This window comes from Pectobacterium hainanensis, assembly GCF_046237015.1.
Lineage (GTDB): Bacteria > Pseudomonadota > Gammaproteobacteria > Enterobacterales > Enterobacteriaceae > JBJYIN01.
The window spans coordinates 1-16,748 of the sequence record NZ_JBJYIN010000029.1; the positions used below are offsets into that span (position 1 = coordinate 1).

Here is a 16,748-nt window from a genome sequence, read left to right on the forward strand (position 1 = left end):
CATCGGGATTCCCTCACTTGCCGCCTTCATGCAACTCGAATTATTTTGGGTATAGTTACAGATATTCGGTTCACTCTGATCATCGATATATCCATCATATTTCAAGCCGAACACACATTAACCAGCCTGCAATTTGAATTATTTCAGGATAAAAAATAAATCAGGATGAATTATTTCATCAACAGTAATTCCGCAAAGTAAATAAATACAATACAGACTATTCCTATTGGAAAATTTAAAATACGGAGAGATAGATTCTGATAAATAGTGTCATGCCGCCATTCCCATTCCATTGAATATGTCACTGATTTTTCAGTGGAGCATAGTGTATTAAAAAAACCGTTAAATCAACCCATCAATAAAGATGTATTTTTCAATCCTATTATCTTTATTACATAGCGTACGGATTTTAAAATAACATTAACAAAAAAACAAACTTAAGGAACAAATAGATGAACAAAATTATTATTTTTCTTAAAGCGAAGAATAAAAATCAACTAACCAAAATAAACAGCATGTAATATCGTTAGTCAGCTATTTATATAATATGAAATGAATAAAAAAAGCATTCTGTAGAAACAATAGCCTCCGCAGAATGCTTAATTAACTTTTATAAGTACAGTATACCGAATTGCTTTCCTGCTGAGAAAGCATAACTTTCGTATAAATTAACGCCTGGCCAGCAATATGCCCAGAACCAATCCTACCGTTGCTCCGATCCCAATACCCTGCCACGGTTTATCATGTACGTAGGTATCCGCTTTATCCACAACCTGCTTTGCACGCGCATAGTAACTATCCGTCACACCAATGCGCGCCTTCACCTCTAACAAGGCTTTCTCGGCCCCTTTTTTCAGGTCAAGATAAGCCTGATCAGCCTGATCGCCCGAATATCGCAATAACTCATCCAACGTTTCGGACAAAAGTTTTAAATCATCATCAACGCGAATCTCTTCAGGTTGTTTTTTTGTCTCGGTCATAAAGTGTCCTCCACTGTTATCAAAAATTTTAGCTATGAAAAATCGCCGCCTGATTAACTATAGACAATTCTGCGTGCCTTCTCGGTCTGCAACAGACAGATCATTCTTAAAGTGAGCGTCTGAAAAGAGCATCCAAGAGGGAAACGCCATAGATAATGTATGACCGCCAAATCTCAACTTGCTGGTCTGCTGACGACACTTGTTTCTTAGATCATTGATGGTGGACTCAACATAAGGCTATTCGAATTATTCAGTGTGTAGATCAAAAAAATGCGTACAAAATTTTTGTACATGATGAGCAACAAGGACAACGTTAAAGACAGCAAGATCTTTTCATCATAAAAAAACGCCGTTGATGAACAAGCATCAACGGCGTTTTTCATTCAGGTCTTAACAGCAACTACATCATCGGTTGTGCAAGTTGAACCAGTGATATCAACGGCTGCGGATAAACCCCTAGGAACAAAACGGCGATAGCAGAGATCAAAACAACAACACCGCCAGCGGTCAATGCCCAATTATTTGGCGTATCACGTTGCAACACCTGTGGCGCGCTCAAATAGAGGCTAACCATCACACGCAGATAATAGTACAGACCAATTGCACTACCGAGCACAACTGCCCCAGTCAACCACCATAGCTCGGCGTTCACCCCGACTGCGAGTACATAGAACTTACCGAAGAAACCTAGTGTCATCGGAATACCGGCTAAAGACAACATCATCACCGTCATAACCGCAGACAGAATGGGTTTATGCCAGAACAAGCCACGATAGGAAAATAACGAATCAGCATCCGGACCGCGATACGGACTAGACATCAGGCTCACAACACCAAATGCCCCCAAGCTACTGAACAAGTAGCCCACCAGATAAACACCGACCGTTTCCAACGCCAGTTGATGGCTCTGAACCGCAATCAGGGCAACCAACAAGTACCCCAGATGAGCGATAGAAGAATAGCCAAGCAGACGTTTAATATTCGTCTGTGACACGGCCATCACGTTACCGAACAGAATTGACGCAAATGCAATAACGCCAAGTGCGATTCTGACTGATTCACTGTCTGCCATTGGCGCATACAGGAACATACGCATCACAGCACCGAAAACAGCGATCTTACCGGCCGTCGCCAGAAAAGTTGAAACAGGTGCAGGTGCGCCCTGATACACATCCGGCGTCCACAACTGGAACGGAACCAAAGATAATTTGAAGCCTAAGCCAACGATCATCATCCCCAGACCGGCCAGCAAAAGTGGCTCATGGATCTGATGGTCGCTCAGGCTTGTTCCAAGACCGGCAAAACTCAGATCGCCCGATTCAGCATAAATCAGCGCCATACCAAACAATAGGAAAGAAGACGCAGCGGCTGATAACAACATATATTTAATACTGGCTTCCAGCGAGCGCTTCTGGCGGAAGGCATACCCCACCAGTCCGAACAGCGGAAGTGAAAGCAGTTCTATCCCAATGAACAACGAAGCCAGGTGATTCGAACTCGACAGCAGGATCCCCCCCAGCGCAGCGATAAGCACGAGCAAATAGAACTCATCACGATTATCTGGATAGCCTTCCAGCCACGGATAGGCAAAGGTGCTGGTTGCCAGACTCGCTAACAACACGAGCCCGGTATAAAACATCGAGAAACCATCAACGCGCAGCAGAGGTGTCACATCCATTGGCCCAGCCTGGCCAACAAAATAAAGCGACAGCAGCGCAATATTCAGACCGATAACCGTCATCGTTGCGTTGATAAAATGGTTGCGTCGCCACGCAATGCACAGCATCACAACCACTACCGTCAATCCGACGATTAACAGCGGCGATAGCGCAATTAGTTGTTGAAGAGTTATTGTCATGGCGAATTACGGCCTTGTTGTTGAAATTATTGAATCCGGAGCGGACGACATAAACCACTGCTGGATATTTGACATCGCAGCACTAGAGGTATCCAGAATCGGCTGCGGGAATACCCCCAGCAGAACGAGCAATACCACCAACAGCAGAACCATGGATAATTCACGCAACGTCATGCTCTGCAACGGCTGCTCCGATTTCGGTGCGCCATAATAAGCTCGCTGCATCATGATCAATGAATAGACAGATGCAAATACCAAACCGAAGGTTGAAATCACCGTAATCATCGGCACAACCTGGTAGCTACCGAACAGAATCATAAACTCGCCGACGAAGTTACCGGTTCCTGGCATCCCCAATGTAGCTACCGCAAAAAACAGCGACAGCGCTGGCAAGTATTTCAGGCGAGCCCACAGCCCCCCCATCTCACGCATGTCACGGGTATGCAAACGCTCGTACAACTGACCACACAGAATAAACAGGCCAGCAGCAGATAAACCGTGCGCAATCATCTGAATAACCGCACCCTGATAAGCCAGTTGGCTACCAGAATAAATAGCGATCATCACGAACCCCATGTGAGAAACAGAGGTATAAGCAATCAGACGTTTAATATCGGTTTGATTAAAGGCCATCCAGGCACCATAAAAAATACCGATAACACCCAACCACATTGCGATTGGCGCAAATTCATGCGAAGCATTCGGAAACAAAGGCAGACTAAAACGCAACAAACCATAAGCTGCTGTTTTCAACAAGATACCGGCAAGGTCAACCGAGCCAGCAGTCGGAGCCTGACTATGTGCGTCAGGCAACCAGCCATGCAACGGTACGACAGGCATTTTCACTGCAAACGCAATGAAGAAGCCCAGCATCAACAAATATTCAATACCGTGAGACATCGGCGTGTTCAGCAATTCCTCATAGTTGAACGTCCAAACGCCAGTCGCATTGTAATGAACAAAAACCAGAGCCAGGATCGCGATCAACATCACCAAGCCGCTAGCCTGGGTATAGATGAAAAACTTGGTTGCAGCGGTAATTCTGGTTTTGCCATCAGAACCTTTGTGCCCCCACAGTGCGATCAGGAAGTACATCGGCACCAACATCATTTCCCAGAAGAAGAAGAACAGGAACATGTCGATAGCGAGGAATACGCCGATTACTGCACCCAGAATCCACAATAGGTTCAGATGGAAAAAGCCCTGATTCCGTTGCTCTTCATTCCACGAACAAAGGATCGCCAGAATCCCTAACAGGCCAGTCAACACCACCATCAGCACCGATAAACCATCCAGCGCGAGGTGGATGCCAATGCCAAAACGCGGAATCCACGGCACATAGTACTCAGCCTGCCAATCGGGTATTCCCTTCGGCGTCGCCAGAGAGTAACCGCCTTGCAACCAAAGTTGCAGAGACAGCGCGAGTGTCAGCCCCATTGCAATTAACGCGATCCAGCGCGGTACTTTCGTACCAAAACGCTCTAACTGCCAGCACAGCAGACCGCCGATAAAGGGGAGAAGAATTAGCCAAGGTAGTAGCATGGCGTTTTGTGTCCCTAAATTAAAGAAATCTGAAATCTTGCCGTGGCGGGCATGTCCTAAGGAAATGCACCGCCTTCGCACGTTGCCCGATGCTGTCTTACACCACTAACAGTAAGGCCAGTATCACGACAGCACCCACACCCATCGAAGCAACGTACCAACGTAATTGACCATTCTCGCTGAACGTCAGACCAAAGTTACCCCAGCGAGTAACGATGGCGGGGAGTTCCATCAATCTGTCCAGTGGATCACGACGCAGCAGTTTCGCAATGGCCAGATAAGGTCTGACAAAAACTTTGTCATAGACCCAATCGAAACCCCATGCATGGAACCACCATGTCGAGAAGAAACGTCCAGGTGCGCTTTTCGCAATGCTGTTGACCACCTGACGTTTACCCAACCACAGCACGGCAGCAAGCAAAATACCCGCAATGGCAACGATACCGGAGGCTATTTCCAGGGTCATGACCTGACCATGATCCAACGCGGTTGTCTGTGGCAATACGCCATGCAGAGGCGGAACGATCTTTGCGCCAATAAAGGTCGATAGCACCATCAACACAACGAGCGGCAAATGATGAGAGATGCCTTTCCCTGCATGTGCTTTGGTTTTTGCTTCGCCATGGAACACAATGAAGATCATGCGGAAAGTATATAGCGAGGTCATAAAGGCTCCCGCTAACCCAGCCACCATCAGATTCATATGGCCATTTGCCCATGCACCGGCCAAGATTTCATCTTTACTGAAGAAACCCGCTGTCAGTAACGGCAAGGCGGCTAATGCGGAGCCGCCCACCAGGAAGCAGACATACACCAACGGGATGGTTTTACGCAAACCGCCCATTTTGAAAATATTCTGCTCATGGTGGCAAGCCAGAATGACCGAACCAGAAGAGAGGAACAGCAACGCTTTAAAGAATGCGTGCGTCATCAGGTGAAAGATCGCTGCATCCCACGCCTGAACACCCAAAGCCAGAAACATATAGCCAATCTGACTCATGGTGGAATAAGCAAGCACACGCTTGATATCGGTTTGTACCAACGCGGCAAACCCGGCCAATACCAATGTGACCGCGCCAATGATACCGACCAAATGCAGGACATCCGGTGCCATCAGGAACAAACCGTGCGTACGGGCAATCAAATAGACTCCCGCCGTTACCATGGTTGCAGCGTGGATCAACGCTGAAACCGGCGTCGGGCCTGCCATCGCATCAGCCAGCCAGGTTTGCAACGGCAACTGGGCCGATTTACCGACCGCACCGCCGAGAAGCATCAAGGTTGCCCAGGTAATTGCCGGAGAACCTTCAGCCAGTTGCTGCGGTGCCAGAACCATCAACTCACGGAAATTAAGCGTACCCAGTTCGTTGTACAGGATGAACAAGGCAAAAGCCAAAAATACGTCGCCGACACGCGTGACCACAAACGCTTTCATCGCCGCAGCGCCGTTCTTCGGATTGGTGTAGTAGAAACCGATCAGCAGGTAACTGCACAACCCCACGCCTTCCCATCCGAGATACATAAGAAGCAGGTTATCTGCCAAAACCAACACCACCATGCTCGCGATAAACAAGTTGGTGTAGGCGAAAAAGCGAGAATACCCCTCTTCACCACGCATATACCAGGAAGCGAAGAGATGGATGAAGAAGCCAACGCCAACCACCACCGACAACATGGTGAGTGACAGACCATCAAGCGTTAATGTCACGCTGATATCGAAATCACCGACTGCCATCCATGTCCACAGATGCTGGTTGAAGAAGGTCACTCCACCGTGCTGTTGGCCCATAAAATCGACCACAGCCCAAGCAGTAACCAACGCTGCCAGACCAATTGAGCCAACACCCACCGTCGCGGAAGTGTTTTCAGACCAGCGGCCACGAGAAAAGGCCAATAACAAAAATCCAAGCAGCGGGAATAATATTGTTAAATAGAGTAAGTTCATCCGCGCATCTCACTGACTGTATCAATATTCAGGGTCTGGCGGCGGCGATACATTTGCAGCAGCAGTGCCAAACCAATACTCGCCTCGGCAGCAGCAAGCGTAATCGCCAGGATGTACATCACCTGACCATCGGCCTGTTGCCAGTAACTACCCGCCACAACAAATGCCAGTGCGGCAGCGTTAATCATGATTTCAAGGCTAATCAACATGAACAGAAAGTTACGGCGAATCAGTAGTCCTGTTAGCCCCAAAGCAAACAATATGGCGGCCAGAATCAAACCATGTTGTAACGGAATCATGCGCGTTCCCCCGTTATTTTCTTCTCAACATCCTGGGTGCTGTCTTTACTGATGACATCGCCACGTTTGTCTTCACGACCAATATGGAAAGCGACAACCAAGCCTGCCAACAACAGCATCGAGGCAAGTTCAACCGCTAAAACATAAGGTCCAAACAGGCTGATACCGACTGCTTTCGCTTCAATCGATTCACCGCTAATACCCTGTTCTTTAAGGCTGAGTATGGCATTGACCACGATGATTAATAGCGCCAGCGACAGGATACCAGGGCCAATCCAGACACCGGGTTTCAACCAATTCCGCTCCTGTTCGACAACTGAGCTACCGAGGTTAAGCATCATAACGACGAACACGAACAGCACCATGATGGCACCTGCATAAACAATAATGCTAAGTGCTCCGGCAAAATTAGCGCCCAGAGAGAAGAAAACGCCGGCGATTGCCATTAGCGAGGTGACCATATACAACAATGCATGCACAGGGTTGGTATGCGTAATGACGCGCAATGTCGCCAGTATCGCAATCAAACCTGTGGTATAAAAAGCGAATTCCATGCTAGCTCCTTAGGGCAACAAGCCTTTGACATCAATGGGTTTGGCTTCGTTTTCGGCTTCGCCTTTATCTTTCCCATCAATCGCCATACCGGCCATCCGGTAGAAATTATATTCCGGATATTTACCCGGCCCCGATATCAGCAAATCGTCTTTCTCGTAAACCAAATCCTGACGTTTGTAATCGCCCATCTCAAAATCCGGCGTCAATTGAATGGCCGTCGTCGGACAAGCTTCTTCACAAAAACCGCAGAAAATACAGCGTGAGAAGTTGATGCGGAAAAACTCGGGGTACCAGCGCCCATCTTTCGTTTCGGCTTTTTGCAAAGAAATGCAACCAACCGGGCAAGCGACTGCACACAAGTTACAAGCAACGCAACGCTCTTGACCATCCGGATCGCGCGTCAACACAATACGGCCACGGTAACGCGGCGGCGGGTTGACTGGCTCCTCGGGATACATTTTGGTTTCGCGCTTCTTAAAAGCATTCGATCCCACCATACAGATACTGCGTATCTGGGTGCCGAAACCAACCACTAACTCTTTCAATGTCATGGTTTATTCACCCCTTATTGAGCGTTGTACAGAATGACGGCAGCCGTCGCCAGCAGATTCAAAAGCGTTATCGGCAGACAGACTTTCCAGCCGAAAGCCATCACCTGGTCATAACGCGGACGGGGTAACGAGGCACGGATCAGGATAAACATCATCATGAAAAATCCCGTTTTTAGCGCAAACCAGACAAACGGAGGCAGGAACGGACCATGCCAGCCACCGAAAAACAGGGTGACGATGAGCGCAGAAACGGTCACGATACCGATATATTCCCCCACAAAGAACAAACCAAATTTCATACCGGAATATTCAATGTGATAACCATCAGCCAGTTCCTGCTCGGCTTCCGGCTGGTCAAAGGGATGACGGTGGCAAACGGCAACACCTGCGATGGCAAAGGTAATGAAGCCAAAGAACTGCGGGATCACATTCCACAAATGCGCTTGTGAATCCACGATATCGCGCATATTGAACGAGCCCGCTTGTGCAACAACCCCCATTAACGACAACCCGATAAAGACTTCATAGCTCACCGTTTGGGCTGATGCACGTACCGCACCCAGCAATGAGTATTTGTTGTTACTTGCCCAACCCGCAAACAGCACGGCATAGACCGCAAGCCCTGCCATCATCAGGAAAAACAACAGGCCAATGTTCAGGTCCGACACGCCCCATGTAGGGGTAATAGGAACAATCGCGAAGGCAATCAACATTGAGGTAAAAGCGATCATCGGCGCTAAAGTGAAGATAACTTTATCCGTAAACTTCGGCACCCAGTCTTCTTTGAAGAACATTTTGATCATATCAGCGACAAGCTGTAACGAACCGCCCCAGCCTACCCGGTTTGGCCCATAGCGCCCTTGGAACAAGCCAAGTAGCTTACGCTCGCCCATACTCATGAATGCGCCACAGGTCACAACCACCAGCAAAATGACAATCGCTTTCCCGACAGATCCCAGGATCTCTAATATTTCCGGTGTTAACCAACTCATAGTGCAGCCTCCCGCAGATTTTCAACGGTTGCACCGACCAGAACCGGAGCAATCCCCGGGAATCCGAGTGGCAAACCGACCTGTCCCTGACACAGCTCGGCACTTAAACGTAGCGGTAAACGCAACGTCTGACCGCTACAAGTCAGTTCCAGCAAAGCGCCGGCGTTAACGCCAAGCGAAGCTGCGTCAGCAGGATTAACCATCACGTAAGGTTCAGTCATGCGCTGCTGAATAACAGAAGAACGCTGTGACATCTCTTCACTGCCAAACAAGTGATAATACGGTGCAACTCGCCACTGACCAGATACCGCAACAAACGCAGCCGGGATATTATCAAAATATTCCAACGATGCTTCACCCGCTTCGATAATGCGTACGCCGGGATCGCCATGACGCAGATGCCCACCCACTTCATCCTGGAACTTATTCCATGCCTGCGGTGAGTTCCAGCCTGGAGCCCAGGCAAACGGGATCTGCTGTCGGTTAGCGGTTGGGCTGTTGTTCCCTTCCATTGAGAAGGCAAACATTGTGTCTTTATCTTGCGGTTGGCGCGGCTCATGCACGCTAATATTCGCTCGCATCGCCGTACGACCACTTGAACGATTAGGTGAACGAGCCAGTTTCTGTCCGAGAATACGGAAAGAAGCATCCGGCGCAGCGTCTTTAATGGCAGCTAACTGCGGCAGCTCACTGACACAAGCATCAATCACATGATCGAGTTGAGTCCAGTCAACCTGACGGCTGTTATAAGTAATGAACAGCGAATGCAGCCAACGCCAACTTTCCAGCATAACCACTTTATCGTTGTAGTATGTTGGATCATAAACTTGGAAGAAGCGCTGAGCGCGGCCTTCCTGGCTAATCAACGTACCATCGCTTTCAGCAAAACTGGCCGATGAGAAAATGAGACTGGCTTTATCCATAATCGGTGTACGCTGGTGATCCAGCACAACCAAATTCGTCACTTTCTCCAAAGCGGCATCAACTCGTGCCGCGGGGGCGTGACGGTAAAGATCGTTTTCCAGTACGACCACGCTATCGGCTTCGCCGCTCTCAAGTTGAGCCAACGCTTCATCAAGAGAACCACCGCCAATCATCGACACACCAATGCTGTTTGCAGCCGCTGCAACAAACGTAATGCCAACATCAGAACCGCGATTTTTCAGCGCTTTCGCCACATTCGCCGCCGCCGCGATAATTTCTTCACTGCCAGAATTGGTACCAGAAATGATTAGCGGTTTCTTCGCGCCAGCCAAAGCCTGCACAATGATATCAACCTTCTGATCCAATCCGGCAGCCAGATCGGTTACCGCTGGCGCATTTTCGTCAAGCGCATGCGCGATAGCAAACCCCAGACGAGCCTGATCGGCAACCGGCGCACGATAGTTCCAGGCCGCAATATCATCCAGCCGGGTATTATCTACGTTGGTGACAAACAGCGGGTGTTTGGCATGTTGCCCAATATTCAGAATCGCAGCAATTTGCCAGTCAGCGACTTTTTGTGCCGCGGCCATCTCCCGGGCCTTGCCTTTAACGGCTTGACGAACAGCCAGCGCGATACGTGCGCCAGTCTGTGTTAAATCTTCACCCAGAATCAGAACCGCGTCGTAACTTTCTATTTCACGTAAGGCAGGCGTACGGATGCCGCTTTCCTGTAATACCTTCAGTACCAATTGCAGACGGTTTTGTTCTTCCTGCGCAATACCAGTATAAAAGTTCTCCGCGCCTACGAGCTCACGTAGTGCAAAGTTGCTTTCAACGCTGGCACGAGGTGAACCGATACCAATCGCCTTCTTCGCCTGACGCAAAACATCTGCTGCACCTTGCAGTGCCTGCTCAGCGTTCAGCGCAATCCAATCGTCACCACGACGTTGCAATGGCTGTTGGGGACGATCTTTCAGATTAACGTAGCCATAGCCAAAACGACCACGGTCACAGAGGAAATAATGGTTTACACTGCCGTTGAAACGGTTTTCGATACGGCGCAACTCACCATAACGCTCGCCAGGGCTGGTATTACAACCGATGCTGCACTGCTGGCAGATACTCGGTGCAAACTGCATATCCCATTTACGGTTATAGCGCTCGGAGTGCGTTTTATCAGTAAATACGCCGGTAGGACATACTTCAACCAGATTACCGGAGAATTCGCTTTCCAACGTACCATCTTCAGGACGACCAAAATAAACGTTGTCATGCGCACCGTATACGCCAAGATCCTTGCCATCGGCATAATCTTTGTAGTAACGGACGCAGCGATAACAAGCAATGCAACGGTTCATTTCATGCGAAATGAAAGGACCGAGATCCTGATTGCGGTGTGTACGCTTTGTAAAACGATAGCGGCGGAAGTTCTGTCCCGTCATTACCGTCATATCCTGAAGATGGCAGTTCCCTCCCTCCTCACAGACCGGACAGTCATGCGGGTGGTTGGTCATCAGAAACTCAACGATTGTTTTACGAAACAGTTTTGCTTCTTCATCTTCAATGGCAATGAACGTTCCCTCGGTAGCCGGTGTCATACAAGACATCACCAGCCTGCCGCGAGTATCCTCCGCGTTCTGGTATTGCTTTACCGCACAAAGGCGGCAGGATCCAACGCTTCCCAGCGCCGGGTGCCAGCAAAAGTAAGGAATATCAAGTCCAAGGGACAGACAGGCCTCAAGAAGGTTGTCTGCTCCGTTTACTTCATACTCTTTGCCGTCTACATGAATAGTAGCCATAGTCAGCATGCTTCCATAATGGCTCGTGTTACCACGAGCACTAATCAAAAATTCTATTATCGGCGTGGCTTATTTATGCCACCCGGCGGATACATTGACTGCATCTCACACTTATCGGGTCGGGTACTTATCAGGTGTAAGTACATATCAGCTCGACTGTTACCAGCGCTCTTTCAACAAGTTAGGCTGAATACCACCAATCGCTTTCAGGTTACCCAGATATTGTGGAGAAATTCCCGCCTCAAATTCTTCTCGGAAATATTTAATGGCGCTCTGAAGAGGTTCTACCGCGCCCGGCGCATGTGCACAGAACGTATTACCCGGCCCGAGGAAACGGCACAACTGCTCCAGCGTTTCAATATCTCCAGGCTGCCCTTCACCACGTTCCAACGCGCGTAACAGCTTGACGCTCCACGGCAAACCATCGCGGCAAGGCGTACACCATCCGCAGGACTCGCGGGCAAAAAACTCTTCCAGATTACGCGTGAGCGATACCATATTGATTTCGTGATCAACAGCCATCGCCAACGCGGTACCGAGACGACTTCCAGCCTTGGCGATGTGTTCAAAATCCATAGGAAGATCGAGGTGAGCCTCGGTCAGAAAATCGGTTCCTGCGCCTCCTGGCTGCCAGGCTTTAAACTTCAGCCCATCACGCATGCCGCCAGCGTAGTCTTCAAGGATTTCTCTCGCCGTCGTGCCGAATGGCAATTCCCATAACCCTGGGTTTTTTACTCGCCCGGAGAATCCCATCAGCTTCGTTCCGGCATCTTTACTCTTTCCGGCAGAAAGCCCTTGGTACCAATCCACGCCATGTTCAATAATCGCTGGCACATTACACAGCGTTTCAACGTTGTTCACGCAGGTTGGTTTACCCCAAACACCCGCCGAGGCGGGGAAAGGCGGCTTAGAGCGCGGGTTAGCACGACGACCTTCCAGTGAATTGATTAACGCCGTCTCTTCACCACAGATATAACGTCCTGCTCCCGTGTGGACGAACAATTCAAAATCGAATCCACTGCCAAGAATATTTTTTCCCAACAACCCGGCAGCTTTCGCTTCTTCAATGGCGCGACGTAAATTCGCAGCGGCTTCAATATATTCGCCACGCAGAAAGATGTAGCCACGATAAGCTTTTAACGCGAAAGCACTGATCAGCATCCCTTCAATTAAAAGGTGGGGCAGTTGCTCCATCAAGAGGCGATCTTTGTATGTTCCTGGTTCCATCTCATCCGCGTTACACAGCAAATAGCGGATATTCATGCTCTCGTCTTTCGGCATCAGGCTCCATTTCAGCCCGGTCGAAAAGCCTGCACCGCCTCGCCCTTTTAACCCAGCATCTTTAACCAGAGAAACCACGTCTCCCTGCGCCATGCCATTTAATGCTTTTTTTGCACCGACATAACCATTTTTACTGCAATACTCATCCAGCCAAACCGGTTGTTTATCTTCACGCAAACGCCAGGTCAGAGGATGCTGCTCAGCAGTCAGAACAATGTTTTTACTCATTGATACTGCTCCAATAACGATTCGATATCTTCAGGCGTCACGTGGCTATGCGTATCTTCATCAATCATCATTGACGGCCCTTTGTCACAGTTTCCCAAACAGCAGGTCGGCAGCAACGTAAAACGTCCATCAAACGTCGTTTGGCCTGGTTTAATGCTGAGCTTACGCTCCAGCGCAGCCTGCACGCCCTGATAACCGTTGATATGGCATACCACACTGTCGCAATAACGAATGATGTGGCGCCCAACGGGTTGGCGGAAAATTTGGCTATAGAATGTCGCGACACCTTCGACATCACTGGCAGGAATGCCTAGCACATCGGCAATAGCGTAAATCGCGCCATCTGGCACCCATCCACGTTGTTTCTGCACGATTTTCAACGCTTCAATCGAGGCGGCCCGGGCATCTTCATAATGGTGTTTTTCATGTTCAATCGCATCGCGCTCGGCTTCGCTTAACACGAAAACAGTGTCTTTCGTCAATGAATCGGCGGCGGGTTGCCCCTGAGTATCGATATGCTCGTGTTTGCCGTTATCAAGAATATTGTGATCATGCATAGTTAGCGGTCCACATCTGACATAACAAAATCAATACTGCCGAGGTAAACGATCAAATCGGATACCAGACATCCTCGGATTACAGACGGAATCTGTTGCAGATGCGCATAACTCGGCGTGCGAATACGGGTACGGTAGCTCATGGTGCCGCCGTCACTGGTCAGGTAGTAACTATTGATACCCTTGGTTGCCTCAATCATCTGGAATGACTCATTGGCAGGCATAACCGGCCCCCACGAAACTTGCAGGAAGTGGTTAATCAACGTATCAATATGCTGCAATGTGCGCTCTTTTGGCGGCGGCGTGGTCAGCGGGTGATCCGCTTTAAATGGCCCTTCCGGCATATTTTTAAGGCACTGTTCCAAAATACGCAGGCTCTGACGCAATTCTTCCACTTTCAACATTACACGGCTATAGCAATCGCTAATGCCGTTTCCGACGGGCACTTCAAAATCAAAGTTTTCATAGCCGGAATACGGGCGCCATTTACGCACGTCAAAACCGATACCGGTTGCACGCAGCCCCGCTCCAGTAACGCCCCACTCCAACGCTTCTTTCGCGTTGTAAGCGGCAACACCTTGAGTACGGCCTTTCAGGATCGTATTTTGTAATGCCGCTTTAACGTAGGTATCCAGACGAGATGGCATCCAATCGAGGAATTCGCGCAGGAGACGTTCCCAACCACGCGGCAAATCATGCGCAACCCCGCCGATACGGAACCAGGCTGGGTGCATACGAAATCCTGTGATCGCTTCAACCAGATCGTAAATTTTCTGGCGATCGGTAAAGGCAAAGAACACCGGCGTCATTGCACCGACGTCCTGAATATACGTACTGATATAAAGCAGATGGCTATTAATACGAAAGAGTTCGGACAGCATCACGCGAATAACTTTTACGCGTTCTGGTACGTCAATGCCCGCCAGTTTTTCAACAGCAAGGACGTAAGGCATTTCATTAACGCAGCCGCCCAAGTATTCAATGCGATCGGTATAAGGAATATAGCTATGCCAAGACTGCCGCTCCCCCATTTTTTCCGCACCACGATGGTGATAACCCACATCAGGCACGCAATCGAGCACTTCCTCACCATCCAGTTGCAGGATAATACGGAAAGCACCGTGTGAAGATGGGTGGTTCGGCCCCAAGTTAAGGAACATGAAATCTTCATTTTCAGTACCGCGTTTCATTCCCCAATCTTCGGGTTTGAACGTCAGCGACTCCATTTCCAAATCTTCTTTCTGCTTGGTCAACACGAATGGATCGAATTCGGTCGCCCGAGCGGGGTAATCTTTACGTAGCGGATGACCTTCCCAAGTATGCGGCATCATAATGCGCGTCAAATGCGGGTGCCCATCAAAGGTCATACCGAACATTTCCCAAGTTTCCCGCTCATACCAGTTGGCATTAGGAAACAGGCTAGTCATCGTCGGCAAATGCATATCGCCTTCGACCAACGCGACTTTCAGCATGATGTCGCGGTTCCGCTCAATGGAAATTAAATGATAAAAAACAGAAAAATCAGCAGCGGGCAAACCTTCACGATGCGTACGCAGACGCTCATCCATGCCATGTAAATCAAATAACATGACATACGGTTTCGGTTGTTTTTTCAGGAAAGACACAACATCTAATAATTGCTCACGTTTGACCCACACTACGGGTACGCCAGTACGTGTAGCTTGTACCGTAAACGAATCAGGTCCAAAACGGTTACACAGTTCGCTAATGACCGGATCGTCAAGGTGATCACGGGTTTGCCAAGCAGGCAGTGCGAGATCGTGCGTCGTTAAATCTGTCATAAATGTCACCACATTAAATGTGCTATTGCTGTATCTGATCATGACCGCACACTGTTATCGTGATATTACGCGGCCAGCGGGATCATCATTTACAGATCAAATCTCATCGGGCGAACGCAGATTGGTTACTGCGATACGCTCACCGCGTTTACGTTCCCGTTCGGATTGCATGTTGGCACGGTAAACGCCCTGTTCTCCCACCACCCATGACAGAGGGCGACGTTCTTTCCCAATGGACTCTTTTAACAGTAGCAGAGCTTGAATATACGCTTCAGGACGCGGCGGACAACCAGGAATATACACATCAACCGGCAGGAATTTATCGACTCCCTGAACCACGGAATAGATGTCGTACATACCGCCAGAGTTAGCACAGGCCCCCATGGAGATCACCCATTTTGGTTCCAGCATCTGCTCATATAAGCGCTGGATAACCGGTGCCATTTTGGTAAAGCAGGTTCCCGCCACCACCATAAAGTCAGCCTGACGAGGTGATGCTCGCAGTACTTCAGATCCAAAACGAGCAACGTCATGAACAGCAGTAAACGACGTCACCATTTCAACGTAGCAGCAGGAAAGGCCAAAGTTATAAGGCCATAGAGAATTCTTGCGTCCCCAGTTCACCGTATCGTGTAATGCATGTTCCAGTTTGCCCATATAGACACTGCGGTGAACATGTTGCTCCAGAGGGTCGGAAACGATCTCCTGGCGTTGCAGGGGATAACGGTTATTCTCACCGTCCGGCTCTATGCGGGTGAGCGTATAGTCCATCTTAAAATGCCTCGCTATTACTGCTGATGAGTGTTGATAGTGTTGATAGTGTCTGATTTAACGACTTGTCGTTTAGAACGAGAGGGGGTCCAGTCAAGCGCCCCAACGCGAACCAGATAAATCAAACCCGCCAACAGCACCAAAATGAAAATGGTTGCTTCGATAAAGCCAATCCAGCCGCTTTCTCTGATAGAAACAGCCCAGGCGTAGAGATATAGGGCTTCAACATCGAAGATAACGAAAAACATGGCGACCAGATAAAATTTGGCGGACAGACGCAAACGCGCTGAACCGACGGAATCGATACCGGATTCATAAGGAACGTTTTTAGCTCTGGCTCTTGCTCTCCCACCGAGCAAGAATCCCCCTGCCAGCATAAAACCGCACAGGCCCACAGCAACGATAAGGAATAGCGCAAATGCCCAGTGATGGGCGAGGACTTCAGTAGTTGTTGACATACTCTTTGCTTACTCATCAAAAGTGGCGGGAATACATCTGCTCTTTTTCGGCAGTTAATACGCCACATCGATTAAAAGGAAGGATAAATAACCACACAAAAGGCACGGAAACGTATCAGGTAAACGGCATTCGATGTGATTGAGCCCCTAATTTTATAACCTTTTTTCAACCTTACTAAAAATAACAGTACATTACTTCACATGCA

14 protein-coding genes are annotated in these 16,748 nt (G+C 49.0%); all 14 read right to left on the minus strand.

What is annotated here, in order from left to right; all coding sequences use genetic code 11:
• Positions 1-668 precede the first annotated feature (668 nt).
• Positions 669-980, minus strand: coding sequence for a stress response protein ElaB (elaB, locus tag ACKPVM_RS19975; protein WP_409311497.1), 312 nt, complete (start codon positions 978-980; stop codon positions 669-671).
• A gap of 400 nt (positions 981-1,380) precedes the next feature.
• On the minus strand, positions 1,381-2,838 hold the full coding sequence (gene nuoN, locus ACKPVM_RS19980) for an NADH-quinone oxidoreductase subunit NuoN (protein WP_409311498.1): 1,458 nt from the start codon (positions 2,836-2,838) through the stop codon (positions 1,381-1,383).
• Between the two features lie 6 nt (positions 2,839-2,844).
• Positions 2,845-4,380, minus strand: coding sequence for an NADH-quinone oxidoreductase subunit M (nuoM, locus tag ACKPVM_RS19985; protein ID WP_409311499.1), 1,536 nt, complete (start codon positions 4,378-4,380; stop codon positions 2,845-2,847).
• Between the two features lie 97 nt (positions 4,381-4,477).
• A complete protein-coding gene (nuoL, locus tag ACKPVM_RS19990) occupies positions 4,478-6,325 on the minus strand; it encodes an NADH-quinone oxidoreductase subunit L (protein WP_409311500.1) in 1,848 nt (615 codons plus the stop codon).
• Positions 6,322-6,624, minus strand: a complete 303-nt coding sequence (gene nuoK / locus ACKPVM_RS19995) for an NADH-quinone oxidoreductase subunit NuoK (protein WP_409311501.1) — start codon at positions 6,622-6,624, stop codon at positions 6,322-6,324. Before nuoK ends, nuoL begins: the two co-directional genes overlap by 4 nt.
• A complete protein-coding gene (gene nuoJ, locus ACKPVM_RS20000) occupies positions 6,621-7,178 on the minus strand; it encodes an NADH-quinone oxidoreductase subunit J (protein WP_409311502.1) in 558 nt (185 codons plus the stop codon). The genes nuoK and nuoJ overlap by 4 nt, the downstream gene beginning before the upstream one ends.
• A gap of 9 nt (positions 7,179-7,187) precedes the next feature.
• Positions 7,188-7,730: an NADH-quinone oxidoreductase subunit NuoI gene (nuoI, locus tag ACKPVM_RS20005; RefSeq protein WP_409311503.1), complete on the minus strand. Its 543-nt coding sequence runs from the start codon at positions 7,728-7,730 to the stop codon at positions 7,188-7,190.
• Positions 7,731-7,744: 14 nt separating this feature from the next.
• Positions 7,745-8,722, minus strand: a complete 978-nt coding sequence (gene nuoH, locus ACKPVM_RS20010) for an NADH-quinone oxidoreductase subunit NuoH (RefSeq protein WP_409311504.1) — start codon at positions 8,720-8,722, stop codon at positions 7,745-7,747.
• On the minus strand, positions 8,719-11,445 hold the full coding sequence (gene nuoG, locus ACKPVM_RS20015) for an NADH-quinone oxidoreductase subunit NuoG (protein ID WP_409311505.1): 2,727 nt from the start codon (positions 11,443-11,445) through the stop codon (positions 8,719-8,721). Before nuoG ends, nuoH begins: the two co-directional genes overlap by 4 nt.
• Positions 11,446-11,604: 159 nt before the next feature.
• Positions 11,605-12,954, minus strand: coding sequence for an NADH-quinone oxidoreductase subunit NuoF (nuoF, locus tag ACKPVM_RS20020; protein WP_409311506.1), 1,350 nt, complete (start codon positions 12,952-12,954; stop codon positions 11,605-11,607).
• Complete coding sequence (nuoE, locus tag ACKPVM_RS20025; RefSeq protein WP_409311507.1) at positions 12,951-13,511, minus strand: NADH-quinone oxidoreductase subunit NuoE; 561 nt, start codon at positions 13,509-13,511, stop codon at positions 12,951-12,953. Before nuoE ends, nuoF begins: the two co-directional genes overlap by 4 nt.
• 2 nt (positions 13,512-13,513) lie before the next feature.
• On the minus strand, positions 13,514-15,325 hold the full coding sequence (gene nuoC, locus ACKPVM_RS20030; RefSeq protein ID WP_409311519.1) for an NADH-quinone oxidoreductase subunit C/D: 1,812 nt from the start codon (positions 15,323-15,325) through the stop codon (positions 13,514-13,516).
• Positions 15,326-15,409: 84 nt separating this feature from the next.
• Positions 15,410-16,084, minus strand: coding sequence for a NuoB/complex I 20 kDa subunit family protein (locus tag ACKPVM_RS20035; RefSeq protein WP_409311508.1), 675 nt, complete (start codon positions 16,082-16,084; stop codon positions 15,410-15,412).
• A 17-nt stretch (positions 16,085-16,101) separates the two neighbouring features.
• Complete coding sequence (locus ACKPVM_RS20040) at positions 16,102-16,542, minus strand: NADH-quinone oxidoreductase subunit A (RefSeq protein WP_409311509.1); 441 nt, start codon at positions 16,540-16,542, stop codon at positions 16,102-16,104.
• Positions 16,543-16,748 lie beyond the last annotated feature (206 nt).

Excerpts from the sequence above, each read along its gene's own strand:
- elaB (WP_409311497.1), bottom strand. The coding sequence starts at position 980 with ATGACCGAGACAAAAAAACAACCTGAAGAGATTCGCGTTGATGATGAT.
- nuoN (WP_409311498.1), bottom strand. The coding sequence starts at position 2,838 with ATGACAATAACTCTTCAACAACTAATTGCGCTATCGCCGCTGTTAATC.
- nuoM (WP_409311499.1), bottom strand. The coding sequence starts at position 4,380 with ATGCTACTACCTTGGCTAATTCTTCTCCCCTTTATCGGCGGTCTGCTG.
- nuoL (WP_409311500.1), bottom strand. The coding sequence starts at position 6,325 with ATGAACTTACTCTATTTAACAATATTATTCCCGCTGCTTGGATTTTTG.
- nuoK (WP_409311501.1), bottom strand. The coding sequence starts at position 6,624 with ATGATTCCGTTACAACATGGTTTGATTCTGGCCGCCATATTGTTTGCT.
- nuoJ (WP_409311502.1), bottom strand. The coding sequence starts at position 7,178 with ATGGAATTCGCTTTTTATACCACAGGTTTGATTGCGATACTGGCGACA.
- nuoI (WP_409311503.1), bottom strand. The coding sequence starts at position 7,730 with ATGACATTGAAAGAGTTAGTGGTTGGTTTCGGCACCCAGATACGCAGT.
- nuoH (WP_409311504.1), bottom strand. The coding sequence starts at position 8,722 with ATGAGTTGGTTAACACCGGAAATATTAGAGATCCTGGGATCTGTCGGG.
- nuoG (WP_409311505.1), bottom strand. The coding sequence starts at position 11,445 with ATGGCTACTATTCATGTAGACGGCAAAGAGTATGAAGTAAACGGAGCA.
- nuoF (WP_409311506.1), bottom strand. The coding sequence starts at position 12,954 with ATGAGTAAAAACATTGTTCTGACTGCTGAGCAGCATCCTCTGACCTGG.
- nuoE (WP_409311507.1), bottom strand. The coding sequence starts at position 13,511 with ATGCATGATCACAATATTCTTGATAACGGCAAACACGAGCATATCGAT.
- ACKPVM_RS20035 (WP_409311508.1), bottom strand. The coding sequence starts at position 16,084 with ATGGACTATACGCTCACCCGCATAGAGCCGGACGGTGAGAATAACCGT.
- ACKPVM_RS20040 (WP_409311509.1), bottom strand. The coding sequence starts at position 16,542 with ATGTCAACAACTACTGAAGTCCTCGCCCATCACTGGGCATTTGCGCTA.